This window comes from Kaistella palustris DSM 21579, assembly GCF_000422265.1.
In the GTDB taxonomy this organism is placed as follows: domain Bacteria; phylum Bacteroidota; class Bacteroidia; order Flavobacteriales; family Weeksellaceae; genus Kaistella; species Kaistella palustris.
In genome coordinates this window covers 438,167-462,878 of record NZ_AULL01000012.1, presented here as the reverse complement: position 1 = coordinate 462,878, position 24,712 = coordinate 438,167, and the positions used below count along the sequence as shown (strand labels likewise).

Here is a 24,712-nt window from a genome sequence, read left to right as displayed (position 1 = left end):
ATTGAGAGATTGGAGATATGAGACTTTTTAAATCTCACATCTCACGCCTTAATATCTCAAGTCTATTCCTCAAGTCTTACGTCCAGACCTAATCCCTGTAACTCATGGAGCAATACATTGAAGGATTCAGGAATACCCGGTTCAGGCATTGCTTCTCCTTTGGCAATTGCTTCGTAAGTTTTTGCTCTACCAATCACGTCATCGGACTTCACGGTAAGGATCTCTCTAAGGATATTTGATGCACCGAAAGCTTCGAGTGCCCAAACCTCCATCTCACCAAATCTCTGTCCACCGAACTGCGCTTTACCACCAAGAGGCTGCTGCGTAATCAGTGAGTATGGTCCGATCGATCTTGCGTGCATTTTATCATCAACCATGTGACCTAATTTCAACATGTAAATGATACCAACTGTTGCTGGTTGCGAGAATCTCTCGCCGGTACCACCATCATACAGATAAGTGCTTCCGAATTCCGGCAATCCGGCCTGGTTGGTATACTCGGTGATCTGATCGATGTTGGCTCCGTCGAAGATCGGCGTGGCAAATTTTAATCCTAATTTTTTACCGGCCCAGCCAAGTACAGTTTCGTAAATCTGCCCGATGTTCATACGCGAAGGTACACCCAGCGGGTTCAGAACGATGTCAACCGGCGTTCCGTCTTCAAGGAAAGGCATATCCTCCTCGCGAACGATTCTGGATACAATTCCTTTGTTACCGTGGCGACCCGCCATTTTATCACCCACATTCAGTTTACGTTTTTTAGCGACGTATACTTTAGCAAGTTTAATGATCCCTGCAGGTAATTCATCACCAATTGAAATTGCGAATTTCTCACGGTTCTTAATTCCCTGAATGTCGTTGAACTTAATTTTATAGTTGTGAATCAGCTGCTTCACGAGTTCATTTCTGTCTGCATCAACAGTCCAGTCTGCACCGCTTACATTTACATAATCCTCAACACTTTGAAGAAGTTTGGTTGTAAACTTCACACCTTTTCCGATGATTTCTTCATTAAGGTCGTTGTTTACACCCTGAGAAGTTTTACCGTTTACCAGCGTTCCCAATTTTTCGAGAAGGATATTACGCAACTCATCGAATTTCGATTTGTAGGTATTTTCAATCTCCTCGAGTTTGAGTTTTTCCTCGCTTCTTTTCTTTTTGTCTTTGATGTTTCTTGAGAACAATTTCTTGTTGATGACAACTCCTCTTAATGAAGAATCCGCTTTCAATGAAGCATCTTTCACATCACCGGCTTTATCACCGAAGATTGCTCTCAATAATTTCTCTTCAGGTGTTGGATCAGATTCCCCTTTTGGAGTGATCTTACCGATCATAATGTCGCCAGGTTTTACCTCGGCACCAATTCTGATCATGCCGTTTTCATCGAGATCTTTTGTTGCTTCTTCAGAAACGTTTGGAATATCTGCAGTCAGTTCTTCCATACCCAGTTTGGTATCACGAACCTCAAGCGAGTATTCATCAACGTGAATTGAAGTAAACCAGTCCTCACGAACTACTTTTTCATTGATAACGATCGCATCCTCAAAGTTATACCCTTTCCAAGGCATGAAGGCTACGACAAGGTTTCTACCCAAAGCAAGTTCGCCGTTCTCAGTTGCGTAACCATCACAAAGAACCTGACCTTTCTGCACTTTCTGACCTACTCTTACGTTTGGTCTCAAGGTAATGGTCGTACTCTGATTCGTTTTACGGAACTTGGTAAGTTTATAAGTTTTGGTTGATGAATCAAATGATACCAGATCATCATCTTCACTTCTTTCATATTTAATGGTAATGCGGTCAGCATCTACATATTCCACCACACCATTACCTTCTGCATTGATCAGAATCCTGGAGTCGGTAGCAACCTGTTTTTCAAGACCTGTACCTACGATCGGAGCTTCGGGTTTCAATAACGGAACTGCCTGACGCATCATGTTGGATCCCATCAGCGCACGGTTCGCATCATCATGTTCCAGGAATGGAATCAAAGATGCAGAAATACCGGAGATCTGGTTTGGTGCCACGTCGATCAAATCAACCTGCTGTGGCTCAACTACCGGATAATCACCATCTAAACGGGCGATTACTCTTTCTGTAGAGATCGTTCCGTCTTCGTTCATTTCCACGTTGGCCTGTGCAATTACCTTATCTTCTTCGTCTTCAGCATTAAGGAAAACGGCTGTCGTTTTAAGATCTACTTTACCGTTGGTTACTTTTCTGTAAGGCGTTTCAATAAATCCTAAACTGTTGATCTTCGCATAAATCCCTAAAGATGAAATCAAACCAATGTTTGGTCCCTCAGGAGTTTCGATCGGACAAATTCTACCGTAGTGTGTATGGTGAACGTCACGAACCTCGAAACCGGCTCTTTCTCTTGATAAACCGCCAGGCCCCAGGGCAGAAAGTCTACGCTTGTGCGTGATTTCTGAAAGCGGATTGGTCTGGTCCATGAACTGAGAAAGCTGGTTCGTACCAAAGAACGAGTTAATTACTGAGGTTAAAGTCTTTGCATTTACAAGGTCAATCGGCGTGAAGATCTCGTTATCTCTAACGTTCATTCTCTCACGAATCGTTCTTGCAATTCTGGAAAGACCTACACCGAACTGGCCGGATAGCTGCTCACCTACTGTTTTAATCCTTCTGTTGGACAGGTGATCGATGTCATCAACTTCCGCTTTAGAATTTACCAACTCGATCAAGTGTCTCACGATCGAAATGATGTCTTCTTTAGTTAAAACTTCAGTTTTTTCAGGAATATTTAAGCCTAATTTTTTATTTAATCTGTATCGGCCAACTTCTCCTAAAGAGTAACGCTGTTCTGAGAAAAAGAGTTTTTCGATGATACCTCTTGCTGTTTCCTCATCTGGCGGATCTGCATTACGCAACTGACGGTAAATATATTCTACCGCTTCTTTTTCGGAGTTGGTCGGATCTTTCTGTAAAGTATTCTGAATGATAGAGAACTCGTTTGAATTTTCTTTGTGGATCAAAATTGATTTCACGCCGGCGTCCAGAATAAGATCTAAATGTTCTTTTTCCAGAATCGTTTCACGGTCAAGGATGATCTCATTTCTTTCAATAGAAACCACTTCACCTGTATCTTCATCTACGAAATCCTCGAACCAGGTGTTCAGAACTCTCGCAGCTAAGGTTCTTCCTTCTACTTTTTTCAGGGCAGCTTTGGAAACTTTCACTTCCTCCGCAAGGTCGAAAATCTGAAGGATATCTTTATCGGATTCGTAACCGATAGCTCTTAACAATGTTGTTAAAGGTAATTTTTTCTTTCTGTCGATATACGCAAACATAACGTTGTTGATGTCTGTCGTAAATTCCATCCAGGATCCTTTGAAAGGAATAATTCTGGAATAATACAGTTTTGTTCCGTTGGCGTGATAAGTCTGACCGAAAAATACACCTGGAGATCTGTGTAACTGAGTTACGATCACACGCTCAGCACCATTAATAATAAATGAACCGGACGGAGTCATATAAGGAACCGGACCTAAATACACATCCTGTACAACAGTCTGGAAATCTTCGTGTTCCGGGTCAGTACAGTACAGTTTTAGTCGGGCTTTCAGGGGAACTGAATAGGTCAGTCCTCTTTCCACACACTCATCGATGGAGTAACGAGGGGAATCTACCAGATAATCCAGGAATTCCAGTACGAACTGGTTTCTGGAATCTGTGATAGGGAAATTTTCTTCAAAGGTTTTGTACAGGGATTCGTTGAGTCTCTGCTCCGGAAGGGTATCCAACTGGAAAAAATCTTTGAAAGATTGGATCTGAATGTCCAAAAAGTCAGGCGTTTCAATTTTCCCTTTGGCTGTAGAGAAATTGATTCTTTCGTTTCCCTGAGTTTTAGCGACTGCTTTAGATTTACTCATAAAAATTTTAAAGAATGAAGGGGTTAAAAAATATTTTGTTTAAAAAATATCAGGTTCAGAGTAGAGATCTGTAGATGAGAGAAAATGAGACAAAAAGAACAGATGGTGAAAACTTTGGCGCAGTTATCTGATTAATTCTTTTTAAAAGTCCCTGATCAGTTATCTATCAGTCTTTTATCTAAAACCTAACTGCAACGCCGGTATATCTTTTCACGGAGTAGTGCAAAATATTTTTTTCTTTTGGCGGCAAAAAGCACGAGACCGGAAAACACAGAAAATTCTCTTCATTCACAGATGAAAAGAGTTTATAATGGTGTTTCGTTTAGTTGTATGTAATTTGATGCGCCAAAAGGAGTGCAAATATACAACATTTCAAACTGAAATGCAAGCGGTTGGTCGAAAATAAAATATCCTGCGCAACATGGTTTGTATATGGCCGAAGTCGTAACTTTTACAGGTAGACAAATATTTATTCCGAACAAAATTTCAAAAAAAATTCCGCCCTGATTCTCATCGGGACGGAATTGATATAAAGTGTATCGGAAATGAATTATTTCAATTCTACTTCAGCACCAGCTTCTTCAAGTTGTTTTTTCAACGCTTCAGCTTCGTCTTTAGAGATACCTTCTTTGATTGCAGTCGGAGCTGAATCTACCATATCTTTAGCTTCTTTAAGTCCTGCACCGGTTAAGTCTTTAACCAATTTCACAACTGCTAATTTAGAAGCACCTGCAGCTTTAAGAATTACGTCGAATTCTGTTTTTTCTTCAGCAGCGTCAGCACCTGCACCACCTCCGGCAGCAACAGCTACAGCAGCTGGTTCGATTCCGTACTCATCCTTAAGGATTGCAGCTAATTCATTTACGTCTTTTACAGTAAGGTTTACAAGCGTTTCCGCTAAGTTTTTTAAATCTGACATTTTACTAATGTTTTAATTTGTTGAACGATTTATTTTGATTTTTTTTTGAGTCTGATTACTCTGCACTTGGTGCATCATTGGTTTCGGCATTTGCCTCAGGAGCAGCTTCCGCAGCCGGAGCTTCTTCTGTTTTTGCTTCTTCAGCGGCCGGAGCTGTTTCTTCCGCTTGAGCGTCGTTGGTTTCCGGTTTGTTCTGAAGGGCAGAAAGTACATTTCTAAGCGGCGACTGAAGCAATGTGATGATTTCACCAATCATTTCTTCTCTTGACTTGATGTTTACAAGTGTCTCAAGATTCTCATCACCTACATAGAAAGTTTCCTGTAAATAAGCTGATTTCAAAGCAGGGATTTCTGCTTTCTTTCTGAAACCCTGGATCAACTTTGCCGGAGCATTCGCTGTTTCAGAGATCATCAGTGCAGAATTTCCTTTGAAACTCTGGAACATTTCTGAGTAATCTACTCCTTCCATCTGTTCCATTGCTTTTTGCAGCAAAGTATTCTTTACAACTTTCATTGTAATGTTCTGCTTAAATGCCTGTCTTCTGAAATCTGAAGTCGCAGCAGCATTCATTCCTTCCAGATTTGCTACATAGACCACTTTCGCGTCCTGCAACATATCTTTAATATCTTGTATTACTAATACTTTATCTTCTTTTGTCATTGTTCTTCAGATTTTAGTTTACAGATTTAGTATCAATTGCAATACCCGGGCTCATGGTAGAAGACAAGTAAATGCTCTTTACATAAGTTCCTTTAGCTGCAGTAGGTTTCAATTTAACCAATGTCTGAATCAGTTCAGCAGCATTTTCTCTGATTTTCTCAGCTTCGAAAGATACTTTACCGATTCCAGCGTGGATGATACCGTATTTGTCTACTTTGAAATCGATCTTACCCGATTTTACTTCAGATACGGCTTTACCGATATCCATAGTTACAGTTCCTGATTTTGGGTTTGGCATTAAACCTCTTGGTCCTAATATTCTACCCAATGGACCTAATTTACCCATAACTGCAGGCATGGTAACGATCACATCAACATCTGTCCAACCGTCTTTAATTTTTTGCAAGTATTCGTCAAGACCTACGTAATCAGCACCAGCTTCTTTAGCTTCTGCTTCTTTATCCGGAGTTACAAGGGCAAGAACTTTTACGTCTTTACCGGTACCGTGTGGCAGAGATACAACACCTCTTACCATTTGGTTTGCTTTTCTTGGATCTACACCTAACCGCACAGCGATATCAATAGATGCATCGAATTTTGCAAAATTCACTTCTTTCACTAAAGCAGAAGCTTCGGTAAGGTTGTAAATTTTATTTTTTTCTATTTTGCTTAAAGCTTCTTTTTGCTTTTTTGTCAGTTTTGCCATTTCTATAAGTTTTAAGCGTTAGTTGGTTTAGTTCCTGTTACTCTTAAGCCCATAGATCTTGCAGTTCCTGCTACCATGGTGAGTGCACCATCAATTGTAAAGCAGTTTAAGTCTGTCATTTTATCTTCGGCAATTTTTTTAACCTGATCCCAAGATACAGAACCCACTTTTAAGCGGTTTGGTTCACCTGAACCTTTTTTCTGCTTAGATGCTTCCAGTAACTGGATTGCAGCCGGTGGCGTTTTGATAACGAATTCAAAAGATTTGTCTTCGTATACCGTAATCACTACAGGTAAAACCTGTCCCGGTTTATCTTGAGTTCTTCCGTTAAATTGCTTACAAAACTCCATAATATTCACACCTGCCGAACCCAATGCTGGACCAACTGGTGGAGAAGGGTTTGCTGCTCCTCCTTTTACCTGGAGCTTAACCATTTTAAAGACTTTTTTAGCCATTTTTGTTTTTTAAAAAATTAAGAAATTTATGAATGTGGAAGCATTTATAAATTTGCAGAGAGTTGTCTCACCTAACTACTCTACATTTCGGATTGCAAAATTAAGAATATTTTTTAATCCTGCAAGGTAAGATGTTGATTTTTAATAAGAATTTTATACTAAAACAAATAACCGCCTGGTGAAAAGCGGTTAATTTATGGTTTAAATTTTTCAGTTATTAACTGTCACTTTCTTTACAGTTTTTCCCTTCGTGCCGGAAATTGTAACCATATAAATTCCCGGTCGCAATGATACAGGGATTTCCGTTAAACCTGAAATATCCTGCGTTTTTCGAAAAACAGTTCTGCCGGTCACGTCGGTCACCATAATAGCTGCATTCTGAAAACTGGAGGGTGACTTTATCTTCAGAAGATTCCGGACAGGATTCTCGATCGTAATTTGATTCAGGGAATTTTCATTCGTAGCTAAAGTCGTCGTGTTTAAAATCTCATTCAGTGCAAACTGTACATTCTGGGCATCGAGTGTCACATGATCTTCATTAACGGACGGAACTGAATATGCCGCAAATGGAGTCACCGAAGAAGTGGTGACCGGTGCATAGTAATCAGCGGTATTCGAAACGGCAAGTGAACTCAGTGTTGGAATAAAATCGAAATTTAAAATATTCAGGTTATTCAGAAACTCGGTCAGCAAAGCATTTCCTTCGGCAAAAGCAGCGAATTTCGCAATATCGAACCTGCCGCCTGGCGCCGAATCCAGCCCGTCGGATGTGGCCGGAGATTTAGAACTGGCCATACTCTCATAAAAGGTGATCCAGAAGAGGATCCACTGCTGTCCTTTGAAATGACTCACTTCTAAAGTCTGATTCTTAGCAGGCGTAAAATTAAGTTTAATAATCGCCCTTTGTGTGCCCGAGGTGTTAAAGGTGTGATCCAGCACCGTCATTCCGGGAGTTCCGGTCGTGGTTCCGTTTCCGGCCCCATTGGCGATCGCTACATTTCTTGTGTTTTGTGGGAAACCCATTGTATTTAATTCATTCTGGAACGCTGCGCGAAAACCGGGCGCACCAACCGGCAGGAGAAGCGAAGTATCAAACTCAGTTGCACTTCCGTTTTGCAAATGCGCCTCAAAATGATCGAGAAGCATTTCCTTAGCAGCCGGACTCTTCAGCATGCCGTTTACAATTTCCTGCATGGTAAGGTCACCCAAGGGACCGAAACCCATATAATTGAAAAGATGCTGAAAACCGACAGGTACATTGGCACCCAGATGCGGTGCATCAAAGGAAAGATAAAGCCGTGCGTCATGCGACATGCCATTCAGCTCCATATATCGCAGCGCGTATCTCGTAATAAGCCCACCCATGCTTGGACCTATCACCACATTTTTGGCTGCTCCTGCTTTTTGCGCATTGATTACATTTAACAGTTCTGCGAGGATCATGGCGTTCCTCTGTATGTAGTCTACGCCGCCATCGATAATAGTTATGCCATCAGGTCTGGTATATTTTGGGAAATTAAGGACAATGATATCATAACCCTGCGCACGAAGCACGTCGCCAAGATTTTGATTGGTTCCGTAATTGAGGAGGTTGTAAATATCGGTAGTATTTCTGGTGTCGCCGGGATCAAAACCATCAACTAAAATGATCGGTTTATCCAGAACGCCATCTACACTGTCCAAAAAAACCTCATACTCGCCTTTTCCGGTGAACGAAGCATTTTCACCATAACCCTGATAAGGAATCGTGGAGGAAATGGTCGTCACCACATTAGGCCGGAACGCAGAATCGTTATGGTTTTCAGCGGCCCTTTTCTGATATTTAACGTTAAGACTGAAGGATTGATCCAAAACCCGGCCATCAGTAAAATATAGTTTATATGGAATTGTCTTGACACCGTTTGATGAAAACTTTAGCACAAAAGGCACACCGACATTAATTTTTTGCCAGCCGTTTTCGGATTTAATTTCTACCGCTGAAATATGCCGGTCGGTCGTGTTGAATACCAGGTCATTTTCCAGCAGAAACTTCACTTCATTATTTGTGGCCTTTCCAAGGATGGGCGCAAGAATATTGATCTGATGCTTATCGAAGACAGCGCCGGATGCATCTTTTACTTCAAACTGGTCATCACTGTTGAGAGCGACTTTATTCAGTTTCAAAGCATCTGAATTTATATTTTCAAAGTCAGCCGTAAGCAGCGAGAGCGGAATATAATCTTTACTAAATCCAAGATTGGCTTTTTTCTGAATAAAGTCAACTTTTGGCAGGCGGTCCAGAAAATCGGCACGCTGCATTTCATGATAAATCTGAAGAAATTTCGTCGCGGAAACCCCCTCATTTTTCAGATTCGTGGCATCCGAAACGGGGTAAACTCTGTCATAAAGGATTTTTGTTTCAGAAGATTTCGCAAGGAGATCATAGTTTTTGCTCTGGCCAAAAACGGAACAGACACACAAAACTAAGATCAGAAGTGTAAATTTTGATTTCATCTTATTTGGTTTTAAAGACGAAGCTACAAAATAAATGACTTGAGTATTTAAATTCCGGCGAAAATAAACGGCTGTTAAAACGCTTAATTATCTGCTTCCCAGGTTTTTCGGGACTTGGAACACATTTTTTACCTGGTAATTTGTTGCTGTTTCCTTTTCATTAAACAAAAAAAAGAACCAATAAAATTGATTCTTTTAATAAAATATAAAATTTTGTGTTATACTTTTTCCACCTGCATGTAGCTGAGTTCCATGGGTGTTTTTCTTCCGAAAATCATTACAGAAACTTCGATCTTCTTTTTGTCTTCATGCAGTTTTTCTACCGTTCCGTTGAATCCGTTGAAAGGACCATCGATCACTTTTACGTTCTCACCAACGACGAAAGGTATTGCAGTTTCCACAGCGAATTCGGAAAGTTCATCCATTCTGCCAAGCATTCTGTTCACCTCTACTTTACGCATCGGTACGGGATCTCCGCCTTTGGTTAAACTTAAAAATGAAATTACGCCGGGAATATTTTTAATGATGTGCGGGATCTCACCTACCAGATTAGCTTCTACCATCAAGTAACCGGGATAATAAGGTTTTTCTTTCGGCACCTTTTTCCCGTTTCTCATCTGGATCACTTTCTCCATCGGGATGACCACCTGGGTAACGAAATCTTCGAAACCGTGGTGCTTCATTTCATTCTCAATATAGGTTTTCACCTTATTTTCCTGCCCGCTGATGGATTTCAGTACATACCACTTCAAGTCACTCATTGGATAATACTTTTAATTGAACAGGTTAATAAAAACAGATAAGAAATTGGCAATTGATTTACTGAAAAGAGAATCCACGCCAAACGTGAAGAGGGCTAAAATTACAGTTCCGATAGTCACCACAATTGTTGAAGACTGAAGCTCCGGCCATTTCGGCCATTCTACCTTATCTTTGAATTCTGTGTAAGAACCTTTTAAAAAATCAACTAAGCTCATTATCATTTTTTTGCACGGGCACAAGGACTCGAACCCTGATCAACGGTTTTGGAGACCGGTATCCTACCATTGGACGATGCCCGTAGATTAAAAAAAGTTCCGTAGTTTCCCTACGGAACTTTATTATTTAATTAGAAATTAATCTAAGATTTCAGTTACCTGACCTGCACCAACTGTTCTACCACCTTCTCTGATCGCAAATCTAAGACCTACGTTAAGAGCGATTGGCTGCAACAATTCTACAGTGATTGTTAAGTTGTCTCCTGGCATTACCATTTCTACACCTTCCGGTAAGAAGATCTCACCTGTAACGTCTGTAGTTCTTACGTAGAACTGTGGACGGTATTTGTTGTGGAATGGAGTGTGACGGCCACCTTCTTCTTTGGAAAGGATATAAACCTCAGCTTTGAAAGATTTGTGTGGTTTTACTGAATCTTTCTTAGCGATTACCATACCTCTCTTGATGTCGGTTTTTTCGATACCTCTCAACAATAGACCTACGTTATCACCAGCTTCACCTCTATCAAGGATCTTTCTGAACATCTCAACACCTGTAATTGTAGAAGTGATTTTCTCATCACCCATACCTACGATATCTACAGGATCACCAGTGTTGATCACACCAGCCTCGATTCTACCGGTTGCAACAGTACCACGACCAGTAATTGAGAATACATCTTCAATTGGCATAAGGAATGGTTTATCCTGATCTCTAACAGGAAGTTCGATCCAAGTATCAACGGCATCCATTAATTCTTCGATTTTTTCAACCCATTTCGCATCTCCGTTAAGACCACCTAAAGCAGATCCCTGGATTACCGGTGAGTTGTCACCATCATATTCGTAAGAAGAAAGAAGGTCTCTAACTTCAAGTTCTACTAATTCTAAAAGCTCAGCATCGTCAACCATGTCAACTTTGTTCATGAAAACAACGATTCTTGGTACGTTTACCTGACGACAAAGAAGGATGTGCTCTCTTGTCTGTGGCATAGGTCCGTCAGTAGATGCAACTACTAAGATTGCTCCATCCATCTGTGCAGCACCTGTTACCATGTTTTTTACATAGTCGGCGTGACCTGGACAGTCAACGTGAGCGTAGTGTCTGTTTGCTGTTTCGTATTCGATGTGTGAAGTATTGATGGTAATACCTCTTTCTTTTTCTTCTGGTGCAGAGTCGATAGAAGAGAAATCTCTTGCTGTTCCGAATCCTTTGTCAGATAATACCTTACTGATCGCTGCAGTAAGCGTAGTTTTACCATGGTCTACGTGACCGATGGTACCAATGTTCAAGTGTGGTTTGTTACGATTAAACGTTTCCTTTGCCATGATATAAATTATTTATTAATTAATTATTTAATTTTTCGGTGTGCAAATATAGTAATTTTTTGAATATTGAAAATCATTTTTTTACAAAAAATTTCAACATTCAAAATCACGTGCGCACCCGTAAAATTATTGGACTGCAAATTTACGGAAAAAATATTTATTTTGAAAAACCTTTGGCAAAATTTAAATCATTCATTTTTCCCTTTATATAAACTGTTTTAAACGGCAGTTACTTTTGCCAGGTTTGCCATAATGATTTCCGGGTTGCCTGCAATTTTTTCAAAATGCGAAAATTTTAAATTAATTACTCAGCTAGATATGATCCGTTTTGTAGGTTTTATTAAAGACCCAGAAAATGATCGGGAAGATCAAAAGGGTTAAAACGGTTGCGGTCACCAGACCGCCAATAATTACGATTGCGAGCGGTTTTTGCGATTCTGACCCAATTCCTGTGGAAAGTGCTGCCGGAAGAAGTCCTACCGACGCCATCATAGCGGTCATGATTACGGGACGCGTCCGCACTTTTACACCTTCCAGAATTCCGGCGGCGACTTCCATTCCGGCTTTTATATTCTGATGAAATTCCGATAAAAGGATAACGCCGTTCTGAATACAGATCCCAAAAAGCGCAATAAAACCTACACCCGCAGAAATCCCGAAATTCATACCGGTAAGATGCAGTGCGATGATCCCGCCGATCAGCGCAAATGGTACGTTGGCCAAAACCAAAAGTGAATCCTTTAAATTCCCAAATAGAACAAACAGCAGTAAAAAGATCATCACCAGACTGATCGGCACTACCTGCGCCAGTCTTTTTGTAGCCCGTTCCTGATTTTCGAACTGCCCCGTCCAGCCGATGGAATAACCGGGTGGCAGTTTGATCTGGTCGATCTGTTTCTGCGCATCGGCTATGGTACTTCCGAGATCGCGGTCCCGGATCGAGAATTTAACACCGATATATCGCTGGATGTTGTCTCTATAAATAAAAGCGGCGCCTTCTTCCTGGTTAATGTCTGCGATCTCCTTCAGCGGAATCAGCGTGCCTTCCTGCGTGGGAACCATCAAAAGCTCAAGATCTTTTTCATCTTTGCGATATTCCTGCGCATAACGGATCCTGATATCGAATTTCCTTTCGCCATCAAAAAGTTCCGAAGCTGTTTTTCCGCCAAAAGCAGTTTCCAGCACTGACTGCGCATCCGCAAGCGAAACCGCATACTGTGCCATTTTATTCCGGTCGAGCACAACGCTCAGTTCGGGCTGCCCGATATTTCTGATGATGCCGGGTTCCTTCACACCGTCTACATCTTTCAAAATATCATACACCTGTTTCGCGTACTTATCGAGGGTATTCAGATTCTCACCATAGATCTTCACGCCGTTTTCAGCTTTGAAGCCGGCCACAGCTTCGGCAACATTATCGGAGATCGGCTGGGAGTAGTTATAGGTTATTCCCTGACATTGCTTCAGTTTTTCGTCCATCTCTTCGATCAGCCCGTCCATGGTGATTTTTCTCTTCCATTTTTCTTTTGGTTGAAGATTCACCGAAAACTGCACAAAACCAAAACCGTTGGGATCGGTACCATCGTTGCTGCGACCTGTTTGCGACAAAACATCGGTGACTTCGGGAAAACTCCGGAGCGTTTTCTTAAGCTGCTCTGTTTTCTTTAAGGATTCCTTGAGACTGATGCTCATCGGCATTTCTGCAGTTACCCAAAGTGCACCTTCATTCAGCGGCGGCAGAAATTCTGTTCCTAAAAATCTTGCAGAAAAAAGCGTCAGTCCAAGAAAGGCTAAGGCTACCGCAAGACTTATTTTTTTATTTTTAAAGGTAAATGCCAAACCTTTGGAAACGATGCGTTCCCAAAAAGCGGCGAAGACATTGTGTTTTTCCCGCACATTTTTATTCAGCAGCATGTGCGACAGCAGCGGAACCAATGTGAGTGTAAAAAGCAGCGCACCCAACAGCGCAAATCCCAGAGTAAACGCCAGCGGCGAGAACATTTTACCTTCCACTTTCTGAAAAGAGAAAATGGGCAGAAGCGAAGTAATGATGATCACTTTTGAAAAGAAAATGGCTTTACCCAGACCTGTGCCGGTCGTTTTTATCCAGCCGCCTTTTGCCATTTTGTTAAAGCGTTCCATGCCGTATTTCTTGGCTTTATGATCCAGCATGACAAAAATACCCTCGACCATCACGACGGCGCCATCAATAATAATCCCAAAATCCACCGCCCCGAGTGACAGTAAATTCGCACTCATACCGGCCATCCTTAAACACAGAAAAGCAAATAAAAGGGAAAGCGGAATAACGATCGATACAATAAGCGTTGTGCGCCAGTCCGCCATGAAAATAAACACGATCACCGTCACGAATATGATCCCCTCGATGAGATTGTGCATGATCGTTCTGGTCGTAAAATCCATGAGCGTTTCCCGGTTATAAACCGTGACTACCTTTGTGTCTTTGGGTAAGATCTTGGTGTTGAGTTCTTCGATTTTATCTTTGACGAGTTTCAAAACCTCCACAGGATTTTCGCCTTTGCGCATGACGATGATCCCTGCTACCACGTCGGTTTGGTCATTGTAGCCGGCCTGCCCTACTCTCGGCAGCGAACTTTCATTCACCGTCGCGACACTTTTAATTAAGATGGGATTGCCATGATCATTTTTAATGGTGACATTCTCAATATCCTGAATTGATTTTAACAAACCGATGCCGCGGACCACATATGACTGTCCGTTTTTCTCGATCACGTCTCCGCCCACATTCAGGTTCCCCTCATTTACGGCATTGTAAACCTGCGAGGTGGTGAGGTTATATTGCTGCAGTTTTCGCGGATCGATACAGAGTTCGAAGATCTTTTCCTGACCGCCGAAAACATTCACATCGGCGACGCCGGGAATTCCGCGGAAAGCACGGTCGACCACCCAGTTTTGGAGTGTCAGCAGTTCGCGGGAATCTTTTTTATTGCTCTGCAGAATATAGCGGTAAATTTCTCCTGTTGGACCGTACGGTGGCTGGACTTCCGGTTCGGCGCCTTCGGGAAAATGTACGGTCCGGAGTTGATTGTTCACCTGGATTCGGGCAAAGGAGTCATCAACACCATCATCAAAAATAATTTTAATAATAGAAAGCCCAAACATGGTCGTACTTCTGATACTGGTTTTTTTCTGCACCGAACTCATCGAAAGTTCCACCGGCGTGGTCACAAAACGCTCCACTTCTTCTGCACTTCGGCCGTTCCACTGCGTGATGATCACCATCTGCGTATTGGTTACATCCGGAAAGGCTTCGATCGGCATATTCCGGAAACTGATGTAGCCCGAAATTGCCAGAAGCGCCACCCAAATAAAAGTGAAAGCCCGGTTTTTAAGTGAAAACGCTATAATATTTTTTATAAATCTGTTCATGAAAGTTTTATTTTCGAAAAACGGTTGCAGAAAAAGTTGAACTGAAAGTGAAGTGCGCTTCTATTCGTTCAGCGAACGGTAAATCAGGAGTTGATTGTTGGTTACCACTTTATCGCCGGCCTGTAATCCGTCGGAGATATAAGAGGTAGTGCCGGTCTGTTTCAGTACTTTTACTTCCTGCACTTTTACATCGCTGCGGCTTTTAAAAAGAATGACGTAATACCTGTTGTCATCAAAGATCAGCGCACCGGAGGGCACGGCAAAAGCGGTTTTATCTTCAGTAGTAAACACTTTGATCGTTGCTTTGCTTTCCGGAATGAGCTCGCCGTTTGCATTGGTCAGGACAACTCTCGCCTGCATGGAATTGGTTTCAGGATCAATGATCTTAAAGATTTTATCGATTTTTCCGTGGAAAATTTTTTCCGGCGCGGTCAACGTAGAAACCTCCGCTTTCATTCCCAGGGCGATTTTATGAATATCGCTTTGGTTGATATTTAAAAGCGCCCAGACGTTTCCCGTATTTGCGACATCGAAGATATTATCACTGCGGTCACTGCGGAGCTGCATATCTTTATTAATGTTTTTTTCTACGATATAACCGCTGATAGGAGACGTCACCGAATAAATATTGCCTTTCCCCATATTATACACCTGATTTACAGATTGGGAGCGGCGGAGTTCGTCCTGGGCTTTCTGAACCTGACTTTTAGCTTCCAGAACTTCCCTTTCTGTACTGAGTTTTCCCGCATACATGTCCTGAGCAACACGCAAATTCTTCTGCGCAATGACGAGATCGGTTTTCGCAACACTGAGATCTTTTTGATAGCCCGCCACTTCTGTACTTCTGATGGTCGCCAGGACCTGACCTTTCCGCACAAAATCGCCGAGTTCCACATTTACACTCACCACATTTCCCCCGACGAGCGGAAAAATATCAATGTATTGATTTTTGTCTGCGGCTATTTTCCCGAAAAATGAAGTTTCATCCTTGATGTACTCTTCCTGAACCTCAACCACGGTGGTCGATTTCATCATCAGGTCGCTGATGACAAAACTTTTCGCGGCTTCAGTCTCTTTTTGGGGTTCCTCTTTTTTACAGGTGATCAATGTAAATAATGCGAGTAAAATGATTAGATTTTTCTTCATGATTAATTGAAAATAGGAGTTTGTACCAGTTGGTTCAACTGTTCAGCAGAAATGACGACCTGCTTTTTAATTTCGTCGATTCGCAGAACGGTTTCCTTGTAACTGTTGGTAAAATCTGTAAAGTCGATCAGAGTGACATTGCCTTTCCGGAAATTATCCTGCATTCCTTTGTACACAGCGTTCAGGTTATTGAGGTCAGATTGTTGAATACTGAAATACTGCTCATAATTATTTTGCCAGTTTTGGTATGCTGCCGTTATTTTATTCTCGAGGTCCTGTTTTAGAACTGCTGTGTTTTGCTGACTTTGGTCGACCAAGATTTGGGCTTTCTGTACATTTCCCTGATTCTGTTTCCATAAGGCAATGGGAATTCCTACCGTGAAGTTGACTTCGTTTTTATAAATACCGCTGTTTTGGTTCCATTGCAGGCCACCGGTGATATCAGGCGTATTTAAGGATTTTTGCCATTTGTAATAGGCTTTGCTGTTTTCAATGGTCTTTAATGTGAACAGATAGTCTGCATTATGTTCCAGGGCCATCTTCTTTATTTCATTTAAAGAAGGAAGCGGTTGATTTTGGATCAGCGACTGTACTTCTTCAGGAGACATTTCAGGAACAATACCCTCGCTGATTCCGGTCAAAGTGTGGAAGTCCTGCAGCTGCGAAGAAATGCTGTTTTTGATCTGGGTTTTTTCATTGGTAAGATCCAGAACCATGGCCTGTAATCTCACTTCATCTTTCAGCGCGATGTTTCCTTGGGCGGTCTGCACTTTATAGGCTTTTACGAGATCGGTCAGAAAACCCAGCTGCTCATCGATGTTTTCAATTTTTTTCTGATCAAAATAAATGGAGTAAAAGGTTTGCCGCAGTTGGGCTTTGAGTGCCACCAGTAATTGATTAAACTGAAGCTGCGCCAGTTCCTTATTTGATCGTGCGAAATCCACTTCATTTTTTCTTTTACCTCCCAGAAGAAAAAGCTGCTGTACGGCCAGACTTTTACTCGGTCCCACATTCAGAAAGGTCTTTTGTTCAGGATTAAAGGCGTTCGCTTCGAAAGAAGCTTGCGGGAGTTCCCAGATTTTTGCCTGCACAATCTCTGCCTCGGCTGCAGAAATATTATACTGCTGCGCTAAAAGTTCCAAATTGTTTGTTATGAAAGCCTGTTCCGCTTCCTGAAGTGTAATTTTCTGCTGCGAAAAAACTGCTGAAGAAATAAAAAGTGTAATTAGGATTATTCTGTTCATGCTCACCATTTAAGTGCTGCAAAAATGGCCAGATAACCTTAAAATAAACTTAAGGAAAAATTAAATAATGCTTAAAAAGCTAAAGTGGAAATTTCAGTATAAAGATATTTCGTTTCACAGAAGCACTTTCATAAGTAATCGTCGCGCGGTGATATTCCAGAATTCGTTTCACAATTTTAAGTCCCAGTCCTGATCCGGAAGTCTTCTGCGAATTGCTGCCCCGCATAAAGGGTTCGAAGAGACGGTTCTGTTCCTCCGCCGAGATCGTCGCGCCATAACTCACCACTTTCACTGTAAGTCCGGTCAGAGATTCTTCCAGAAGAACTTTTACCTCATCGTTTTCGGCATAAAGGGCAGCGTTTTTAAAAAGATTCGTAAAAACAATTTCGAGCAGGGATTTAACGCCCTGTATCGTAAGCTGCGCATCTTCGGAACTCGATTCCGAAATTTGAAAATCCAGCTTCAGCGCGGGGAAGTTTTTCTCCACCTTACCGTACGCATCGAAAATTACCTCATCGATCCTTACTTCTTCATAAATCCTTTTAATATTTTCTTTATCAAATTTCGTTAGGACCAAAAGTGAATTGGTAAGGTCCGACAACTGATAAATCTCCGTAGAGATCTGAGATAACACAGCCAAAGTTTCTGGCGAGTGCCGTTCCGATTTTTTCAGATTTTCAAGTTGAAAAGCCATTCTCGTCAAAGGTGTCCGGATCTCATGCGACGCGCTGGCGGTAAAATCCTTTTGACTCTGAAAAACATCGTTTAAGCGCACGATCATCGTGTTGAAGGACTGCGCCAACACGCCGATCTCATCATTCGTTGCCTTCACGGGGATCTGGGTGGTAAGTTTGTGCGCGGTAACTTCCGAAATTTCTTTCTTGAGTTTTTCTAAAGGTTTCAAAAACTTTCCGATGATGTAATAGCTGAAGAACCAGATCAGAATAATGCTCATTAAATAAGAAAAAATAAGCAGATATTTTAAGTAAGCGAGTTTACTTTCCCCGGAAGTATCCCTCGCCGTGGTAATGATATAATAGTTTTTTCCCTGGATGGTGCGCAGGGCTGCGTAAGTTTCGGGGTTAGTATGTTCCGTATAGATCGTTTTCTCCCGGTCCAGACGGTCGAGCAGGTTTTTGTCCCATCCTGTTCCATGATCCTCGAGCGTACCATAGAGCAGGTGTTTGTCGGCATCGAAAATTACGATGTTTTCGTTCAGCATGATATTATCGGCGGTTTCGCTGAAGACCAGGGGATTTTTCGCGTTGAACTCCCCGGACTGCGAAATAAAACTCGTGGTAAAATCCAGGCGTCTTTCAAAACGCTCTTTAAATTCCTCGCGCCGGAAAGAATTAAAAGAAAGATAAATGACAGCCAGCACCACTCCAAAGAGCAGCGTAAAGGCGACACTCAGGTTCAGGGCGATCTTTTGTTTCAGCGATCTCACGGCGCGGGACTCAGGAAATAACCATATCCGGAGCGGGTATGAATTAGTTTAAGAGGAAAATCCTTATCGATTTTTTTTCTTAAAAAATTAATGTAGACTTCCACAGTATTGGTGTTCGTGTTAAAATTGTGCTCCCAAACGTGTTCTGTAATTTGCTGTTTCGAAACGGTGCGGCCCTGCGCTTCGGCTAAAAATACCAGCAGCTGAAATTCCTTCGGTGTGAGCGCAATTTCCTGTGTGCCGCGGTATACTTTCTGTTCGGTCTTGTTGATGCGCAGATCTTCCACCGAGAATTCATCGTCTGCAGCTTTATCTGCTGGGCGGTAGCGCCGAACAAGGGAGTTAATGCGCATCAGCAGTTCTTCGAACTGAAATGGTTTCACGAGATAATCGTCAGCGAGTCTGCTGAACGCTTCTTTCTTATCTGATAAATCACCGAAAGCCGAGATCATAATGATCGGTGTATGTACCTCTATGGCGCGGATTTTTTCGCAGACCTCCAAACCGTTTATTTTAGGCACATTAATATCGAGAAGATATAAGTCATATAAATTAGGCTTCAACTCGGTAAGGAACTGCTCACCGTTGAAGGTTGTTTTCACTTCGAAACCGCTTTCGGACAGAAAACGGGTAAGTTCGGCCGAGAGAATGAGGTCATCTTCTAACAAAAGAATTTTCATAAAGATCGATTTTGAAAAGTCGCTGAAATATAGGCAAAAAAAAATCTCCCACTTACATGAGAGATTTTTGCAGAGCCAACTATGAGATTTGAACTCACGACCTCTTCCTTACCAAGGAAACGCTCTACCCCTGAGCTAAGTCGGCGAAAAACTAAAAAAAAATCACAAGCCGCTGTGTTGGTTGTGATTTCTGTGAGCGGAAGACGAGGGTCGAACTCGCGACATTCAGCTTGGAAGGCTGACGCTCTACCAACTGAGCTACTTCCGCATTTTTGTTGCCAAAAATTGTTGGTAAACGGATCACAATTCTAAAAACTGCAATGCGTTTTATAAAATGTGGGGAGAGTAGGATTCGAACCTACGAAGTCGTAAGACAGCAGAGTTACAGTCTGATCCATTTGGCCACTCTGGAATCTCCCCCCAATTTTATAAAAAAGAGCCTCCAGAGGGACTCGAACCCACGACCTGCTGATTACAAATCAGCTGCTCTAGCCAGCTGAGCTACGGAGGCAAAGATTTTAAAGAACTTCTTATCTCTTTTTGCGAGTGCAAATATAAGTGAGTTTTTTTGAATCTTACAAATTATTTTGAAAAAAAATTCACAATTTTTTTTACGCCAATTCTTTCTTCTTGATTAGCAACTTTTTAGCAACTTCGGCACATTGGTCTAAACTCTCCTCAAAACTCGCCGTGGTCTTCTTCACCACGATATCATCGCCCGGAACGGCCAAAAGTACTTCTACCGTTTTGTTTTCTTTATCGGATTTGTTTTCCACTTTCAGGTAAACTTTGCATTCCACGATCTTATCGTAATAAACCTCAAGCTTGTTCAGTTTTTTTTCGATATGTTCTTCTAATGGTGCATGTGGTGTCAATCCCATTGACTGTACTGAAATCTTCATAAATCTACATTTTTTTTTGCTCGCGGATGAGCACTGTTAAACACTTTTTTTAATTGTTCAATATTGGCGGTCGTGTATACCTGCGTAGATGCAAGTGACGAGTGACCCATAATCATCTTCACCTTAGAAATCTCAGCCCCATGCTCTAAGACGTGTGTGGCAAAACTGTGTCTTAAAATATGGGGACTCTTTTTCTTCTTCGAAGATACAAGACTAAGGTAGGAATTTACGGTTGAATACACAAATTTATCATTTAGTTTCTTGCCCTTCGCGTTGATGAAAAAATACATTTCGCTCTCTTTCAGCGGCTTCCTTTCCGGCAGAAATTCCTGCAGTTTTTCAGCGAGTTTTTCCGAAACAGGAATTACCCTTTCCTTTTTTCCTTTCCCAATGACCTTTATTTCTTTTTTGCTGAAATCCACATCTGCCAGCAGCAGATTCACGAGTTCTGCGCGCCGCATTCCCGTTTGATAAAGGGTTTCAATGATGAGTTCTTTCAGGAAACTGCGTTTTTTCTGCTGAAAATCCTTTAACCGTTCGTTTTCCATTTCCTCCTCAGAAAACGGAATCTGCTTCTCGGCGTAGAACTTTAGTGACTGAATGTTTTCAAGAGGCGAAACTGCGATCACACCAACCTTCAGCAGAAAAAGATAGAAACTGCGGAGCGACGAAAGTTTGCGGTTGATCGATCTTTTCGAAAGCATTTTTTGACTGAGATCGGCCATGAAATTCCGAATGACCTTTTTGTCTACCTTTTCGAAATCCCGGTGTGATTCGGTTCTTACCAAAAAAGCTGCGAAATCCGACAGATCCTTTTTGTAGCTTGCTGCAGTGTGCGGTGAGTAGCGTTTCTCAACCGTAATATATTCCAGGAACCGTTCAATCATCATACCGTAAACAAAAAAATCACTCTTCAAATATACTTATTTGAAAAGTGATTTATGTATTTCGCGAAGAAAATTTAGATTTAAGCCTGCTCGTCCTTGCTCAGATTTCTCTGTTTGTGAGCTGCTTTCAATTTAGCCTGTCTGTTTACTACAGAAGGTTTGTTGAACTGTTGACGGCTTCTAAGTGCACGGATAGTTCCGGTCTTGTCAAACTTTCTCTTGTATTTTTTTAAAGCTCTGTCGATGGATTCACCATCTTTTACTGGGATTATTAACATAATTTACATCTCATTTTGGTTTGCAAAAGTAAGATTTTTTTTCGGATCCACAAATATTTTTAGTATTTTTAAAGTCTATAATCTTTTCTCATGCAAAAAAATTATGCAGTCATCAACGCCTCAGCGGGTTCGGGCAAAACCTATGCTTTAGTACAGAACCTCCTGGCAATTTGTCTGCGCCACCCTTCGCAACCCACGATCATAAGAAATATTCTCGCGCTTACCTTTACCAATAAAGCAGCCAATGAAATGAAGCACCGCATCATCGAGTGGCTGAAGAATTTTTCGGCGCAGGAGTACGCAAATAATCAGGATCTCATTAAAATTCAGGAAAAACTTGCAGATCAGGGAATTCCTTTGACCTTAGCAGAGCTCCACCGCCGCTCCAAAAAAATCCTGGATTATGTACTGCACAACTACTCCACTTTAAATATCGGCACTATCGACAAATTTAATTCCCGCCTTGTGCGGAGTTTCTCCTATGAACTCGGTCTGGCGCAGAACTTTAATCTCGAGATTAATCCGGAACCTTTTCTGCTGGAAGCTGTAGATAAAATGCTGGAAGAAATTGGCGAGCAGAATGATGTTTCAGAAGCTTTTATGGATTTTGTGAATTACAGCCTGGATAATAATGAGCGCGTAAATCTGAACCAAACGCTGTACAAATCCGCGAAAGAATATGTTCAGGACAAACATTATTTCCGCCTGAATCAGAATAAGGATTTTGACTGGGAATCTTACGAATCGGCCAAATCAAAACTACGGAGCGAGCTAAAAGACCTTAAAGAAGAAATGCAGCAAACCGTTGCAGATACGCTGGCACTACTTGAGGAGAAAAACCTGAGCATCAGCGATTTCAAAGGTGGAAATACCAACAGCATTGCCAAATTCTTTTATGAAGCCGGCAAATATTTGCGGTCCGAGCGAAAGGACTTCCTGTTTCCGACAAATGAAGATTCGGCAATACAACTGTTTCTGGGAGGCGCTTCAACTTCAGGAAAAAACAGGCAACAGGAGATTATGGAAATCCTTGATTATCTGATTGACAGCCGCCGGAAAATCATCGAAAAATTTATTCTTTCCCAAAAAAAAGAAAAAATCCTGCGCGCCATTTTACCGCTGAAAGTAAATAAAGACATTCAGGATAAACTCGCGGTGATCGAAGCTGAAAATGATCTGGTGCTGCTGTCGAAATTCAATGTCCTGATTCACGAAAACCTTCGCGGGGAGCCGTCATCTTTCATTTACGAAAAAGTGGGCACAAAATTCGACCATTATTTTTTCGATGAGTTTCAGGACACTTCTTTCCTGCAGTGGCAAAATATGCTGCCGCTCCGGGATCATGCGATCTCATCGAAGGAAATGAGTTTTACGCTTGTGGGCGATCCGAAACAAAGTATTTACCGCTTTCGGGGTGGTGATGCGCAACTCATGCTCGACATCATTAATAAAAAAGAAAAAACACTTACCTACGCCGAACTTGAAAACCTGGGCAGCAACTGGCGGAGCGCGAAAAACATCGTCGATTTTAATAATGAACTTTACCTGTATTCATCCACGTTTACAGAAGATGAACATTGTGAACTCTTTGGCAACGGCTCGCAGCAAATCGCTCAGTCTGATATTGAAGGAAGAGTGCGCGTGAACTTATTTGAGAACAGCACAAAATCTGTTTTCTACGAAGAAGTTGCGGTCAAAATGAAGGCGGATATCCAGCAATGTTTAAACAATGGTTTCAGCCTTTCGGACATCACCATTCTGTGCCGCGGCAATTTTGATATTTTCAGCCTTTCGCAACTGCTTGGCAAACTTAAGGTAAACTACAACGGTGAAGAAGATTATATAAAAACGGTCTCTGAATCGGGCTTAACGCTGAATTTATCGGCTACTTTAAAGGCGCTCACGGAATATCTGCGCTGGGAACAGAACCCGAAAAATTTTCAGTTTCCTGTTAAAATGCTTTATTATCTGAAAGTTCTGGGCAGAATTAAAGTGACAGATTTTACAGCAGAAATGCTGCAGATGCTGGAGCGCCGCACCAAACCGGAAATGGAAGATTTTATAGAAGCTCAATATGGCCTGCGATTAAAAACCGACGGTTTACTACAGTTAAACCTTTATAATACAGTAGAACATTTCCTGCAAAAGTTTTCGGTAGAAGATAAGGAAACCGATTTTCTTTTCAATTATCTCGAAATGGTTTTTGCCTATTCCCAAAACAGCAGTTCCACACTGAAAGATTTTCTGAAATACTGGGATGAAGAAGGAAATAAGGCAACGATACAGGCCTCAGATAATCTTGATGCAGTAAAACTCATGACGATCCACAAAGCCAAAGGGCTGGAATTCCCCGTGGTGCTGCTGCCTATGCAGAACTCACACAAAGACGCGAAGTTCAGCAACTGGCTCGACATCGGCGCGGAAAACGGTTGTACCTCAGTTAATATTAATGGTTTCGATAAAAAACTGGAAGCTTATGATGCCGACATGGCGGAATTTAACCGTACAAATGTGTACCAGAATAAAATCGACCGTTTTTGTCTGCAATATGTGGCGACAACCCGTGCAGTGGAGCAGCTTTTCTTTTATATTGAAAAAGAAAACAAGTCGACTAATAATCTGGAGATCTACGAATTTCTAAAACCAAAAGTTCCGAAGGATGAAAACCAGGAAGATCTTTCTTCCTTTGATCTTTATGAAACGACGCCTGAAATTTTAAAAAAGAAAGGCACTAAAAAAAGCCGCGACCTCAGCACGAAAGCCATTTACTTTAAACCGGAAACCTCCAATCCCGAGGCGATCAAAATTGCTACCCCATCCAAAAGTTACCAGAAAAGGGTAGAAAAAGTGCGGATCGGAATTTTTGCACACGAGGTTCTGGCACAGATCACCACTGAAAAAGATGTAGAAAAAACGCTGGAAACCTATCTACTCGAAGGTACAGTGACTGAAGATGAAAAGACAGAAATTGCCGAACGCATCTACAGTATTCTACGCAATCCCGAATATGCGAAGTATTTTGCGGAAGGCCAAAAAGTCATCAATGAAAAAGATATCATGCTTTCTGAGAATGGCGGATCACGGATCTTCCGGCCGGACCGTATGATCGACACGGGCGAGGGTTTTATTATTCTTGATTTTAAAACCGGCGATATTAAAGAAAAACATCAGATACAGCTCGATGCTTACCAAAACGTACTCGAAAAACTCGGTAAAAAGGTTTTGAAAACAGCGATCATTTATCTGTAAATAATTCTGCCAGAAAGCCAAGTGGGAAAATTTGTAATATA

At 41.7% G+C, this 24,712-nt stretch carries 18 protein-coding genes and 5 tRNA genes; 1 reads left to right on the top strand and 22 read right to left on the bottom strand.

Features of this window, described 5'->3' with window-relative positions; all coding sequences use genetic code 11:
* Positions 1 to 62: 62 nt before the first annotated feature.
* The 22 genes from rpoB to rpsU form a co-directional block, all read right to left on the bottom strand.
* The gene (rpoB, locus tag H562_RS0103285; protein ID WP_027376201.1) at positions 63 to 3,890 is read right to left on the bottom strand and encodes a DNA-directed RNA polymerase subunit beta; all 3,828 of its coding nucleotides are present in this window, start codon (positions 3,888 to 3,890) and stop codon (positions 63 to 65) included.
* Between the two features lie 550 nt (positions 3,891 to 4,440).
* Positions 4,441 to 4,809, bottom strand: coding sequence for a 50S ribosomal protein L7/L12 (rplL, locus tag H562_RS0103280; protein ID WP_027376200.1), 369 nt, complete (start codon positions 4,807 to 4,809; stop codon positions 4,441 to 4,443).
* A 55-nt stretch (positions 4,810 to 4,864) separates the two neighbouring features.
* Positions 4,865 to 5,470, bottom strand: a complete 606-nt coding sequence (gene rplJ, locus H562_RS0103275) for a 50S ribosomal protein L10 (protein WP_027376199.1) — start codon at positions 5,468 to 5,470, stop codon at positions 4,865 to 4,867.
* Between the two features lie 13 nt (positions 5,471 to 5,483).
* The gene (rplA, locus tag H562_RS0103270) at positions 5,484 to 6,176 is read right to left on the bottom strand and encodes a 50S ribosomal protein L1 (protein ID WP_027376198.1); all 693 of its coding nucleotides are present in this window, start codon (positions 6,174 to 6,176) and stop codon (positions 5,484 to 5,486) included.
* 11 nt (positions 6,177 to 6,187) lie between these two features.
* Positions 6,188 to 6,631: a 50S ribosomal protein L11 gene (gene rplK / locus H562_RS0103265; protein ID WP_027376197.1), complete on the bottom strand. Its 444-nt coding sequence runs from the start codon at positions 6,629 to 6,631 to the stop codon at positions 6,188 to 6,190.
* A gap of 210 nt (positions 6,632 to 6,841) precedes the next feature.
* The gene (locus tag H562_RS0103260; protein WP_027376196.1) at positions 6,842 to 9,124 is read right to left on the bottom strand and encodes a T9SS type A sorting domain-containing protein; all 2,283 of its coding nucleotides are present in this window, start codon (positions 9,122 to 9,124) and stop codon (positions 6,842 to 6,844) included.
* A 218-nt stretch (positions 9,125 to 9,342) separates the two neighbouring features.
* Positions 9,343 to 9,885 (bottom strand): transcription termination/antitermination protein NusG, encoded by a 543-nt coding sequence (gene nusG / locus H562_RS0103255; protein WP_027376195.1) that lies wholly within the window; start codon positions 9,883 to 9,885, stop codon positions 9,343 to 9,345.
* A gap of 12 nt (positions 9,886 to 9,897) precedes the next feature.
* Positions 9,898 to 10,101, bottom strand: a complete 204-nt coding sequence (gene secE, locus H562_RS0103250; RefSeq protein WP_027376194.1) for a preprotein translocase subunit SecE — start codon at positions 10,099 to 10,101, stop codon at positions 9,898 to 9,900.
* Between the two features lie 13 nt (positions 10,102 to 10,114).
* A tRNA-Trp gene (locus H562_RS0103245) sits at positions 10,115 to 10,185 on the bottom strand.
* Between the two features lie 54 nt (positions 10,186 to 10,239).
* Entirely contained in the window at positions 10,240 to 11,427 is a 1,188-nt protein-coding gene (gene tuf, locus H562_RS0103240) for an elongation factor Tu (protein WP_027376193.1), read from the bottom strand.
* 312 nt (positions 11,428 to 11,739) lie between these two features.
* Complete coding sequence (locus tag H562_RS0103230; RefSeq protein WP_027376192.1) at positions 11,740 to 14,838, bottom strand: efflux RND transporter permease subunit; 3,099 nt, start codon at positions 14,836 to 14,838, stop codon at positions 11,740 to 11,742.
* A 60-nt stretch (positions 14,839 to 14,898) separates the two neighbouring features.
* Positions 14,899 to 15,984, bottom strand: a complete 1,086-nt coding sequence (locus H562_RS0103225; protein WP_027376191.1) for an efflux RND transporter periplasmic adaptor subunit — start codon at positions 15,982 to 15,984, stop codon at positions 14,899 to 14,901.
* Between the two features lie 2 nt (positions 15,985 to 15,986).
* Positions 15,987 to 17,228 carry a TolC family protein gene (locus tag H562_RS0103220; RefSeq protein ID WP_027376190.1) on the bottom strand — a complete coding sequence of 414 codons (1,242 nt, stop codon included), beginning with the start codon at positions 17,226 to 17,228 and terminating at the stop codon, positions 15,987 to 15,989.
* Positions 17,229 to 17,307: 79 nt separating this feature from the next.
* On the bottom strand, positions 17,308 to 18,675 hold the full coding sequence (locus H562_RS0103215) for an ATP-binding protein (RefSeq protein ID WP_034690490.1): 1,368 nt from the start codon (positions 18,673 to 18,675) through the stop codon (positions 17,308 to 17,310).
* On the bottom strand, positions 18,672 to 19,355 hold the full coding sequence (locus tag H562_RS0103210) for a response regulator transcription factor (RefSeq protein WP_027376188.1): 684 nt from the start codon (positions 19,353 to 19,355) through the stop codon (positions 18,672 to 18,674). Before H562_RS0103210 ends, H562_RS0103215 begins: the two co-directional genes overlap by 4 nt.
* Before the next feature lie 73 nt (positions 19,356 to 19,428).
* Positions 19,429 to 19,500: transfer RNA gene (locus tag H562_RS0103205), tRNA-Thr, on the bottom strand.
* A gap of 50 nt (positions 19,501 to 19,550) precedes the next feature.
* Positions 19,551 to 19,623, bottom strand: a tRNA-Gly gene (locus tag H562_RS0103200).
* A 69-nt stretch (positions 19,624 to 19,692) separates the two neighbouring features.
* A tRNA-Tyr gene (locus H562_RS0103195) sits at positions 19,693 to 19,775 on the bottom strand.
* A 17-nt stretch (positions 19,776 to 19,792) separates the two neighbouring features.
* A tRNA-Thr gene (locus H562_RS0103190) sits at positions 19,793 to 19,866 on the bottom strand.
* 100 nt (positions 19,867 to 19,966) lie between these two features.
* The gene (locus tag H562_RS0103185; RefSeq protein WP_027376187.1) at positions 19,967 to 20,257 is read right to left on the bottom strand and encodes an HPF/RaiA family ribosome-associated protein; all 291 of its coding nucleotides are present in this window, start codon (positions 20,255 to 20,257) and stop codon (positions 19,967 to 19,969) included.
* The gene (locus H562_RS0103180; RefSeq protein WP_027376186.1) at positions 20,254 to 21,144 is read right to left on the bottom strand and encodes a tyrosine-type recombinase/integrase; all 891 of its coding nucleotides are present in this window, start codon (positions 21,142 to 21,144) and stop codon (positions 20,254 to 20,256) included. The genes H562_RS0103185 and H562_RS0103180 overlap by 4 nt, the downstream gene beginning before the upstream one ends.
* Positions 21,145 to 21,224: 80 nt before the next feature.
* Positions 21,225 to 21,422, bottom strand: coding sequence for a 30S ribosomal protein S21 (gene rpsU, locus H562_RS0103175; RefSeq protein WP_027376185.1), 198 nt, complete (start codon positions 21,420 to 21,422; stop codon positions 21,225 to 21,227).
* 90 nt (positions 21,423 to 21,512) lie between these two features.
* Here rpsU and H562_RS0103170 point away from each other — a divergent pair, with 90 nt between their 5' ends.
* Complete coding sequence (locus H562_RS0103170) at positions 21,513 to 24,671, top strand: UvrD-helicase domain-containing protein (RefSeq protein WP_027376184.1); 3,159 nt, start codon at positions 21,513 to 21,515, stop codon at positions 24,669 to 24,671.
* Positions 24,672 to 24,712 lie beyond the last annotated feature (41 nt).

What these genes read in the sequence shown, in the direction of transcription:
- rpoB (WP_027376201.1), bottom strand. Translation starts at nt 3,890, where the DNA reads ATGAGTAAATCTAAAGCAGTCGCTAAAACTCAGGGAAACGAAAGAATC.
- rplL (WP_027376200.1), bottom strand. Translation starts at nt 4,809, where the DNA reads ATGTCAGATTTAAAAAACTTAGCGGAAACGCTTGTAAACCTTACTGTA.
- rplJ (WP_027376199.1), bottom strand. Translation starts at nt 5,470, where the DNA reads ATGACAAAAGAAGATAAAGTATTAGTAATACAAGATATTAAAGATATG.
- rplA (WP_027376198.1), bottom strand. Translation starts at nt 6,176, where the DNA reads ATGGCAAAACTGACAAAAAAGCAAAAAGAAGCTTTAAGCAAAATAGAA.
- rplK (WP_027376197.1), bottom strand. Translation starts at nt 6,631, where the DNA reads ATGGCTAAAAAAGTCTTTAAAATGGTTAAGCTCCAGGTAAAAGGAGGA.
- H562_RS0103260 (WP_027376196.1), bottom strand. Translation starts at nt 9,124, where the DNA reads ATGAAATCAAAATTTACACTTCTGATCTTAGTTTTGTGTGTCTGTTCC.
- nusG (WP_027376195.1), bottom strand. Translation starts at nt 9,885, where the DNA reads ATGAGTGACTTGAAGTGGTATGTACTGAAATCCATCAGCGGGCAGGAA.
- secE (WP_027376194.1), bottom strand. Translation starts at nt 10,101, where the DNA reads ATGAGCTTAGTTGATTTTTTAAAAGGTTCTTACACAGAATTCAAAGAT.
- tuf (WP_027376193.1), bottom strand. Translation starts at nt 11,427, where the DNA reads ATGGCAAAGGAAACGTTTAATCGTAACAAACCACACTTGAACATTGGT.
- H562_RS0103230 (WP_027376192.1), bottom strand. Translation starts at nt 14,838, where the DNA reads ATGAACAGATTTATAAAAAATATTATAGCGTTTTCACTTAAAAACCGG.
- H562_RS0103225 (WP_027376191.1), bottom strand. Translation starts at nt 15,984, where the DNA reads ATGAAGAAAAATCTAATCATTTTACTCGCATTATTTACATTGATCACC.
- H562_RS0103220 (WP_027376190.1), bottom strand. Translation starts at nt 17,228, where the DNA reads ATGAACAGAATAATCCTAATTACACTTTTTATTTCTTCAGCAGTTTTT.
- H562_RS0103210 (WP_027376188.1), bottom strand. Translation starts at nt 19,355, where the DNA reads ATGAAAATTCTTTTGTTAGAAGATGACCTCATTCTCTCGGCCGAACTT.
- H562_RS0103185 (WP_027376187.1), bottom strand. Translation starts at nt 20,257, where the DNA reads ATGAAGATTTCAGTACAGTCAATGGGATTGACACCACATGCACCATTA.
- H562_RS0103180 (WP_027376186.1), bottom strand. Translation starts at nt 21,144, where the DNA reads ATGATTGAACGGTTCCTGGAATATATTACGGTTGAGAAACGCTACTCA.
- rpsU (WP_027376185.1), bottom strand. Translation starts at nt 21,422, where the DNA reads ATGTTAATAATCCCAGTAAAAGATGGTGAATCCATCGACAGAGCTTTA.
- H562_RS0103170 (WP_027376184.1), top strand. Translation starts at nt 21,513, where the DNA reads ATGCAAAAAAATTATGCAGTCATCAACGCCTCAGCGGGTTCGGGCAAA.